At 49.5% G+C, this 315-nt stretch carries 1 protein-coding gene and 1 pseudogene; both read right to left on the reverse strand.

Going from position 1 to position 315, the window contains the following annotated elements:
* The coding region (locus BGK49_RS28135) for an IS1 family transposase (protein WP_001393286.1) at positions 1 to 147 on the reverse strand (147 nt) is incomplete at its 3' end.
* Between the two features lie 50 nt (positions 148 to 197).
* Positions 198 to 315, reverse strand: a pseudogene (locus tag BGK49_RS29755) (IS630 family transposase); the annotation flags it as partial.

Raw genomic sequence — 315 nt, forward strand, 5'->3', positions numbered from 1 at the left:
TTGAGAAGCGGTGTAAGTGAACTGCAGTTGCCATGTTTTACGGCAGTGAGAGCAGAGATAGCGCTGATGTCCGGCAGTGCTTTTGCCGTTACGCACCACCCCGTCAGTAGCTGAACAGGAGGGACAGCTGATAGAAACAGAAGCCACTGGAGCACCTCAAAAACACCATCATACACTAAATCAGTAAGTTGGCAGCATCACCACACTTTTGCCAGCCCATGTTTGCCTCCGGGGAATGGGCTGACGGTTTCCATAAAATGGCGAACTTTTTTCAACAGTTGCCACATTGAGCGGCACTGATGATTACGCGTTATT

The organism is Shigella sp. FC1544 (assembly GCF_001722145.1).
In the GTDB taxonomy this organism is placed as follows: domain Bacteria; phylum Pseudomonadota; class Gammaproteobacteria; order Enterobacterales; family Enterobacteriaceae; genus Escherichia; species Escherichia coli.